Origin of the sequence: Pseudoalteromonas sp. Z1A6 (assembly GCF_011378745.1) — a bacterium.
GTDB classification, from domain to species: Bacteria; Pseudomonadota; Gammaproteobacteria; order Enterobacterales; family Alteromonadaceae; genus Pseudoalteromonas; species Pseudoalteromonas arctica.
The window spans coordinates 1-8961 of record NZ_WTKW01000172.1 but is presented as its reverse complement, the minus strand read 5'-3'; the positions used below and the strand labels follow the sequence as shown (position 1 = coordinate 8961).

7 protein-coding genes are annotated in these 8961 nt (G+C 40.0%); 2 read left to right on the top strand and 5 right to left on the bottom strand.

Features of this window, described 5'->3' with window-relative positions; all coding sequences use genetic code 11:
- The first annotated feature begins 194 nt into the window (after nt 1-194).
- Entirely contained in the window at nt 195-2600 is a 2406-nt protein-coding gene (locus GQR46_RS11905; protein ID WP_165741066.1) for a TonB-dependent receptor, read from the top strand.
- Nucleotides 2601-2679: 79 nt separating this feature from the next.
- Here GQR46_RS11905 and GQR46_RS11900 read toward each other — a convergent pair whose 3' ends face one another.
- From GQR46_RS11900 to GQR46_RS11880, 5 genes are all read right to left on the bottom strand, one after another.
- A complete protein-coding gene (locus tag GQR46_RS11900) occupies nt 2680-2997 on the bottom strand; it encodes a hypothetical protein (protein ID WP_165741065.1) in 318 nt (105 codons plus the stop codon).
- A 105-nt stretch (nt 2998-3102) separates the two neighbouring features.
- Entirely contained in the window at nt 3103-3957 is an 855-nt protein-coding gene (locus tag GQR46_RS11895) for a hypothetical protein (RefSeq protein WP_165741064.1), read from the bottom strand.
- A complete protein-coding gene (locus GQR46_RS11890; RefSeq protein ID WP_165741063.1) occupies nt 3954-5057 on the bottom strand; it encodes an ester cyclase in 1104 nt (367 codons plus the stop codon). Before GQR46_RS11890 ends, GQR46_RS11895 begins: the two co-directional genes overlap by 4 nt.
- A 9-nt stretch (nt 5058-5066) precedes the next feature.
- Nucleotides 5067-6032 carry an ester cyclase gene (locus GQR46_RS11885; protein WP_165741062.1) on the bottom strand — a complete coding sequence of 322 codons (966 nt, stop codon included), beginning with the start codon at nt 6030-6032 and terminating at the stop codon, nt 5067-5069.
- A gap of 10 nt (nt 6033-6042) precedes the next feature.
- Entirely contained in the window at nt 6043-7653 is a 1611-nt protein-coding gene (locus GQR46_RS11880; RefSeq protein WP_165741061.1) for a sodium/solute symporter, read from the bottom strand.
- Between the two features lie 238 nt (nt 7654-7891).
- On the opposite strand from GQR46_RS11880, the gene GQR46_RS11875 reads away from it, so the two are divergent.
- Nucleotides 7892-8905, top strand: coding sequence for an ester cyclase (locus GQR46_RS11875; protein WP_165741060.1), 1014 nt, complete (start codon nt 7892-7894; stop codon nt 8903-8905).
- The last annotated feature ends 56 nt before the right edge of the window (nt 8906-8961 follow it).

Sequence of the window (8961 nt, the reverse complement as noted above, 5' to 3'; positions counted from 1 at the left end):
AATTTTAAATTATTGTTACTTATGGCTTTTAATAATTAAGGTTAATTATTGGTCAGAAAGTTGTTGATCTTTTTGACTTCGAAGTCTATTTTGTATCAATGCATTTTCAATTGATACAATTTGTTTACTGTAATAATTGAAAATGTAGAGTTGGGGAGAAGTAGACACGTTTTAAACTCGGGAGAATAATTATAATGAAAGCTAAATTTACACGGACTCTCGTTCATTTTGCTGTAACAACTGCTATTGCAGCAACCACAATGAATGCTCACAGCGCCGAAGAAGCAACATCAACACAAACTCAGCAGCAAATTAAAGAACCAGCCATTGAACGCATAGCCGTTACTGCAAACCGTCGCTCACAAGATCTACAGGAAGTATCATCATCAATCACTGCACTCGGGGAGGCTGATATTGCTCGTGCCGGTATTATTGATGTTACGGGTCTTGAGCAGGTTGTACCGGGTTTACGTATGGGGTCATCTGGTGGTGAGGTTCGTCCTGCCATGCGCGGCGCACGTACTAATGAAGTGGGTGTAGCAGGTACCGGTATTGCTGAGCAAATTGTAGGCATATTTCAAGATGGCATTTACGTACCTACTACCTCATCTGGTTTAGGAGCATTGGTGGATGTGCAGCGCATAGAAGTGCTGCGTGGCCCACAAGGTACTCTATACGGGCGTAACACCTTTGCTGGCAGTATTAATATAATTACTAATCAACCTGTTTTTGACGATTTACTGGGGAGTATAAAAGTTGAAACAGGGAGTTATAACCGCAGTGCTTACGAGGGTATTATAAATGTTCCTGTAAGCGATACAATTGCGACTCGTTTTGTAGTGGCCTCTGATCGCCATGATGGCTATATCAATAACTTAGTGATTCCAGGGCCTTCGGATGATTTACGCGAAAAAAATCAGTTTTATATGCGTAATGTCACTAAGTGGCAACCAAACGATAAGTTTAACGCAACGGTACGTTTTGACTACTCGCGTAAAAACTCAAACTCAGAAGCTATTTGGGGTTATCAGCAAATTGCGGGTTACCAAATAAGCGAAACGTCACCTGGCTCCGGTATATTTGATCCTAACCCTACAATTACAGCTGGGCATATTTATCAGCCAAGTGATGCGCAGCACGAAGATCTTGGTCCATATGATGTTTATCGCAATAGTTTTTCGCTTGATAAACAAGAAAGCTTTTCGACAACAGTAGCACTTGAGTGGTATACCGATTTTGCTGATATTAAGTGGACGACTAACTATTCAACCCTTAACGGCAAGCAATACTACGACAACGACTATAGCGATGGCGGTATTGATTTTGTAGGTGGTTTTGGCCGAGAGGATGACCAAAAAACTCTATCGTCTGAGTTACAGTTTGCGTCAAATAATGATGATTCTGATTTTTCGTGGATTGGTGGACTTTATTACTTTGACCAAGAAGCAGATTGGAGCTGGTTATCGCATGCAGATACAACAGGCGATGGTGTATCAGACTCTGTTGTTGTGCCTTCGTGGGGGAATCCAGATTACGACCCGCATACGGCTAAATCTATCGCAGCGTATGGGCAGTTACGTTATCAAATTAGTGAAGACTTACGTGTTGTAGGTGGCTTGCGTGTTAACCAAGACGATAAAACGTTTACTGGTGATACCATCCCCGATTGGGATGATTCTGCAATGTTATATAAAGCGGCTGCAGAGTACGACATAAACAAAGACATAATGGTGTATGCAAGCGTAGCCACGGGTTACAGAACGGGTGGTGCAAACGATTCGCGCGTGGTAGCACGTGGTGCAGACCCACTTTATGATAACGAAGATGTTATTTCGTACGAAATGGGTATGAAGAGCTATTTGCTAAATGGTGCAATGCGTTTAAATGTCTCGGTATTTATGAATAAGTACGAAGACGTAAAAGCACAGTTGTTTGCAACGTCATGTAACGATACAACAACGGGTGATACCGTTTTAGAATGTGTGTCTTCAGGTACAGCCACAACATTTGAGTATTACGAAAATGGCGGTGACGTAGAAACAAAAGGCCTTGAAGCCGACCTTCAATGGGTACCAATTGATAATTTAACACTTACCGGTACGTTATCGTTATTGGATAGCGAATTTGCTGATGGTTACGCTGTGGGCAACGAACAACTTCGCCCGTTGCTAGCACTTGGTAACCAAGGCGGGCGTCAAGATATAAACGATAATTCAAGCCAATTTAGTTTTGAAGGCTGGCGACCTGCAATGGCGCCAGAGTACAGCATGGGGCTTTCGGCGCGTTATGAGTTTAGTTTAGGGGGCGACTCGTACTTAGTACCGTACATTCAAATGAATTACTTAGACGATTACTACGCGTTTGATACGAATATTCCAGAGGTAAGAGTAGATGCGCATTTAATGGCTGATGCACGCCTAACTTGGTTTATAAACGACAGCGTACAGGTTGAAGCATACGTTAAGAATATTGGCGACAAAGCCATATTAACGCGTGGTGTGGTGCATTCACAAATTGTTGATGGTTTGCCAGCTAACTCAGTACAAGCAAACTGGAGCAACCCGCGTACGTGGGGCGCGAGCTTAAAATATCAGTTTTAAGGTTTCCTAAAATGGTCAAATGACCATAACTTTCAGCCAGCTAATACATTTATTAGCTGGCTTTTTTATTTAAAAAAAGCTATCGAATTAGTTCGCACTGAGCATTAGTATCATATTTAGCGAGTCTTTTTTTACATTCATCTAGGGCTCTTTTATTTGCTTTAGATTGTGAGCTGTAACCCTCTGAAAAACCATAAAACTCGCCACCATTTTCGGTTTTCCCTAGTGCGAATGCTTTTCTGCCAGCTCTTGATTCGAATGTGGTTAATGCATTTACCGTCGCTACATTATAGCTACTTGAGTCACACAAAAGCGCGTTGGGTTCTACTTCACATAATGTAGGCGTAGCTTGGCAGCCAGTTAAAAGTAAAACGATACCTATACTGAGGTACTTCATTTATTGTCATTAATTATTTTAATTTAAGGTTTAATGTACCTAAAAAAGTTGAAATTATAAACAAAAAAAGCGCTCAGTGAGCGCTTGAAGGGAAGTAATAAGTGTTTACAGTGCGAATTGCTGATTTAACGCGAGGGTGTCAAATTGCATAACTTCGCTTGATATTAGAGTGTTAGTAAATGTAATAACGGTGAGTATTTGTTGGCGAACGCGTACGTTTTTGGCATTAAAAGTACCATCGAGTGTCCAGCAAATTGTTGCTTGATTTGAGGCGCTGTCAAACTGTACGGTTTCTAGCTGAGCGTAGCGTCTGCTTAGGCTTTGTGAAAGCGCTAAATGGCAATTTAACAGTGCATCTTTTGATTGTGTTTCGTTACTGCCAGCAAGAATAACGTCTGCATTTTTAGTATAAACACTTTCAAAATTAGCTAAGTTATTAAGCTGCCAAATTTGCCACCAATTATTTAATGTTTCGGCAATTTGCGTTGGTAATTCACAAATGTCGCTGGGCGTTGCATGAAAGGTAGTAGGGTGCAGCTGGTAGTCTAAATCGCTAACCATAATAGGGTCGCTTTTAGGTAACTTAGGGATCACCAGCGTATTATTGCTCTCACCATTTGCAAATTCGTTGTTAGCCAATAAGAGCGTATCAACAAAACATTTCACTGATTTTATGAAGGTGTTATTGTGCTTTATAACAAATGAAAGTCTTACTGGTTTTAGCAGTTTTTTTGGTTGCAATACCAACTGTAAAGTCTCAAGTTCCTGGCCTTTACTATGCGTTTTAGATATTAATTCTGATACACCATATTGCGCTAAAAAATCAAGCCATAGCGGCTGTGCTTGCAATGAACCCATAGCGGTAAAGTGATGTTGCTGCCAGCGGCTACTGCGCAGCAATTTACCTGAAATAGTTTTAATATCTGCTTTGGTGTATAAATCGATAATTGCGTTGATCATGCATTTACCTCCAATTCTGTTTGGCTATTTAATGCGTGTGCTCTAAATAAGTTTGCGAGTAGCGCAACTTCGTCAAAAACGGTGACTTCTTCAATGATTTTTTGATTTTTGATGCGTAAGTGCGAGACGCCTAACACAAAATAAGGAAGATTTTTTAGCTCACTTAATTCACCGCTTTGTGGGTTAAAATGCCCCGCAAGTGACCAGCGAATTGCTACATCTGTAGTGCTCTCATCAAAGGGGGTAATTGCTAAGTGATCGACGGTTAGCTTGGCATCAGGGCAATTAGCAAAAAATTGTATAAATACGCCATTTATTTGTGCAAGGCCGGTTGCCATTCTGCCGCTTGGCCATTGCTGTGTGGCCGTTAAGTTATAAAACTCGTGTATTTTGGCAAATTGCTTTTGGTTAAATAATGTATCTAGCCAGTTATGCGCAAATGCGGCCAGTTCACCGTCTAAAATTGGAGTGCTTGGTGTGCGGTGATCAATTGCTTGTACTCGGGTAAACTCTTCATCAAGCCATAGGGTATGTTTTTCTTTACTTGGTACTTTGGCCATGTGCTTGGCTACATTAATAATACTTAGGCCAAGTTGTTTAACTAAAAAGCCGTTGTCGCGTACTAGCCATTCTTTTACTATTTTATTTTCAAAACAAACGCAGTCGGCAATGGTGGTTACTCGGCCTGTTTTATTTGTAGCAGGGCCAAATTCTGAGTTACCGGTATTACTCATTACACTGCTAATTAAGTGTGATGAGTAGTAATGCTCGTTGCCGTCTTCTGAAAAAATAACATTTTCGCCAATTAGGCTTCTATCAGGGAATGCGGCAATGGTTTTAAGTGTGCCTTGAATAACATCTTCAATATTTTCGCCATAAGCGCCAAGTGTAAAAACAGGGCATACATCAGCGTAATAGCGATAACATAAACCAATGTTTTTTTGCTCCCAAATGCGGTGCGTAATACGTAAAATGTAATCAACAATATCAACAAACTCTTCGTCAAACCCGACAAGCGCTTGCTGCTTTTTACTTTGCGGGTTTAATACGCTCGATAAAGGCAGCCAGTAAGGTTGGGTAATTGTGTTTTGTGTGCTCATAAATACCTCTTAGTTTGCTGCAGTGATTTTATTTTGCATTTGCTCAAAAATATCAATACCCATTCCCTCTAATAAATGAGGAATATCGATAGCGACCCAGTTTTCTTTTAAAATTCCGTTTTCGCAGCGCCAAAAATCCATAACACGCGGAAACAGCTTATTACCCGATGCAGGTAAACCTAGCCAGTCATCCCCAGTATGAGTACCGTACATATGCGGCCAGCCACCGGTGGCTACAAAATTGTCGTGGCTTACTAGGCAGAGTGTTTTATTGATCCCACGATCAGGGAATCCTTTTAAAAATGGAGCTTGGTGGTGTTCTCTAAAGCCACTAATGCCTCGGGTTGTTCCTATACCGGCTGGGCCATACCAAATAAAATCTGGGTGCCAGTATTTTTCTAAATTAATGCTGTACAGGTCTTTACCATCGTAGCGGCCAAGCTCAGTAAGCATATCAATTACGAGCTGTTCGTTGGCTTTACTTAGTTCGTCGTTTTTAGCTGTAGCAGGCACACCATCAAGTGTAGTGGGGGGCATTATTAAACCCGGGTAACCTAAGCTTGGACGCAGTGGATTTACACCCACTTGGTTCATTACATCGATTAAATCTAAAAAGGTATAAACGTTAACTACTTTATTATTTTCTATTTGAGCCATTTCGCTATAACGAATAAAAATACTTTTACCGCTGGCTGGAATACCTAATAACGGTTTTGTGAATGTGCCAGTAAAGTAACCTGTTGCGCATATCCATTGCTCGCCTTTGTAGTCGCCCTCAATAGAAATAAAGGGTTTACGCTCTATATCGGGTAATGAGTTTTTAAGCACTCCAAAGTAATTATTAATTACATTTTGTTTAGATGTAATTGGTTCAAAAGGGTGGCTTACCTGCCATTGAACGGTATCAGCAAGCAATGCTTGGTTTGGTAATTCTGCAGCGCTGAAGTTTTCAAAAAGTTGTTCTAAAATATTCATTTATTTCACCTTATACAAAATGTTCAAATAACATGAGAGACGCGAAGCTCACTACAAAAAAGCCGAGTAACCAGTAGTTTATTGAGTCAAATTTACCTGGAACTAAATACCAACCATTTTCTTTTTCAGGGCGGTTTTGTTCTTTAAACACTTTTAGCTGACCTTTAATGGTGTACTCGTTGTACTCCTCTTGAAAACCATCAAAAGCGATACTCAACGTAATACTAAATACAACACACGTTAGAGCACCAATTGCACAGTACCAAGGCCACGCTATGTCGGTGTAAAGGGCACATATTGCAACAGTTACAAACGATACTAATGTGCCAATAAGTAGGCCTTTTTCGGTGGTGTGCTTAGAGAAAAACCCTAGTGCAAACATACCTAATTGAGCACCTACAAAGTATGAACCTACCTTGGTGAGTATTTCTAAAATTGAGCCTTCGCTGTAAAGGTGATACATAATGGCGGGTACAATGATGATTATTGCCCAGCCAAGGGTAAATAAGCGTGTTGCACCTAAGTAATGTGCGTCGTTTTTATCTGGTGCAAAATACTTTTTATAAAAGTCGATAGTACTAATTGTAGAGAGTGAGTTAAGCGCTGAATCAAGGCTCGACATAGAAGCAGCCATTACTGCTGCAGCTATAATTCCCATTAATCCTGGTAAACCATAGTCGGATGCGAACTGTAAAATAATTAGGTTGTCGTTTTCAAATGTGCGGCCGCCGTAGTAGCTGTAAAACAACACGCCCATAAATATAAAAAACAGGTAAATAAAGAATGCAATAAAGCCCATTAATAGATATGACTTTTTAGCATCACCAATGTTTTTAGCTGCAAGCGTACGCTGCACCATCATTTGGTTAGTACCGTAAACAGTGATGTGATAAAGCGACATAGCTAGCACGCCAGACCAAACGGTGGTTACTTGCGTGAAGTCGAACGAGAAATTAAGAGGGTCTAACTTACCTTGTGCTTTTAACTCAGTAAGTGTTGAGCTAAACGAGCCATCCATCGAGGTAATAAGTGCATACATAATAATGCCGGCACCAATAAATAATATTGCCGACTGAATAACATCGGTCCATATTACGGCAGTTATACCTCCTAGCATGGTATATATTAGTGCGATAATAGTGACTAAAAATATAGCAGTAATAACGTTAATATCTACAATAAAGGCAAGTACTAAAGAGGTTGCATAAAGTACAGCGGCTGACCCCATTGTTTGTGAAATAAGCCAAATTGTGGAGATTAAAATCCGCGCTTTTTTACCAAAACGACGTTCTTGGTATTCGTATATTGAGGCGACACCCGCATTGTAAAAAAACGGAAAAAACAAACACACAACAGCCACAATAACGAGTGGGTAGTTTAAGTGTATGGCAATAACCGATAAACCCTCTTTGTATGACCACGCTGGCGCACCTAAAAATGTAAGCGCACTAACATAGGTTGCCACTACCGATATACCAATAGCCCACCAAGGTGTATTTTTTCGGCCAATATAAAAATCATTAGCACTGCTCACCTTTTTACTTATTACAAACCCAAGTATGAGGTTTGCAATAATGTACCCGATGAGAATACTCCAATTCAATAATCCAAAATCATTCATAATTAATCCTGTTAGATTAGGTATTACGGGCTAATTAGCCTATTTATACTTTTTATTTTGAATCATCATGAATCACTTTGACTTCGAAGTCAATTGTCATTAGTATTATTTTAAATCGATTTATAACTTAGTATTTACAGGCTTTTAATTACTCTTTAAATAGAATACATTTTAGCAATGCGTATTTATTTGCGGTTTAAGAGTGTTAATTTGATTGCGCAAACAACAAGGGAACATCATGGCAGAAATAATTAATAATAAGCAGTTGGTTCGTCAGTTTCATGCTGCATTAGAAAAAACACAAGGTAATGATTTAAATGCTGTATTTAAAGAGTACTTGGCAGATAATTACAGCTTTAAAGGTGTGCATCCGTTTAATGAATTAAATAATGCTAATGATGTGATTGAGCATGTTTGGCAGCCTTTATTTCATTCTTTTAAAGCACTTCAGCGCCGCGAAGATATTTTTATTGCAGGGCAAAGTGAAGCCGATGGTGGCGAGTGGGTAATGAGTATGGGCCACTTTATGGGCCTCTTTGATCGTGACTGGTTAGGTATTGCACCTTCTCATAAATTGGCGACAATTCGCTACGCTGAGTTTAACTGTGTTAAAGACGGTAAAATTATTCAAACTGGTTTTTTTGTCGATGTTATTGGGGTGATGCTACAAGTAGGTTTAAACCCATTACCGCTCTCTACCGGGCAATACTTTACTTATCCTGGGCCACGTACCCACGATGGAGTTCGTTTAGGTGAAGGGAGCGATGAGCAAAGTATGCGCACAATGAACTTGGTTAATCAGATGATTGATAACCTAACCGCGCTTAATCAAAGCGGTATAAATACCTGCCCACCTGAAGTGCTTGCAAAAACATGGGATGAAAACATGGTTTGGTATGGCCCTGCGGGAATTGGCGCTACATATACAATTGAGCGTTATCAGCAACAGCATATGTATCCGTTTAGAGAAGGGTTAACGGGTAAAGTATTTAATGGCCATATTTGCCGGTTTGCTGAGGATGAATATGCATGCTTTTTTGGTTGGCCAAACTTAACAAATACCGCCATTGGTGGCTTTTTAGGTTTACCTGGAGCTAATACTCCTGCTGATATGCGCGTGGTTGATGTATATCATCGTGAAGGTGATAAGCTAGTTGAAAACTGGGTAATTATTGACTTACCATATTGGTTAAAACAACAAGGCTTAGATATTTTAAAACGCACACAAAGTATTGCTAATCCGGGGGCGTAGCCTGTTTAAGCTATAAAAAAGCTCTGTTTTACAGAGCTTTTCTTTTATAACGGTTA